Raw genomic sequence first — 230 nt, forward strand, 5'->3', positions numbered from 1 at the left:
AGCCGCTTATAAGACACTTCCGTAAACGGCGTCGGCGGAAGATCCCGCATCACTGGTGCCTCTTCTTGATCAAAGCGCATGCGCCGTGTTGAGCCATCAGGCCGCGTCATTGCGCTGTTGATATCGGCAAGACGGCAAGCGATCGCCTCATTGAGGTCATCGAGATTGTAGAAGACCTCGTCGCTGAAGTAACCCAGGATTTTGGTGTAGGCGATTTTCACAGCACGCTC

General features: G+C 54.3%; 1 pseudogene. It reads right to left on the minus strand.

Features of this window, described 5'->3' with window-relative positions:
• A pseudogene (locus tag HMPREF2785_RS10625) lies at nt 1–221 on the minus strand (IS21 family transposase); the annotation flags it as partial.
• Between the last annotated feature and the right edge of the window lie 9 nt (nt 222–230).

This window comes from Corynebacterium sp. HMSC067D03, from assembly GCF_001811185.1.
GTDB lineage: Bacteria > Actinomycetota > Actinomycetes > Mycobacteriales > Mycobacteriaceae > Corynebacterium > Corynebacterium coyleae.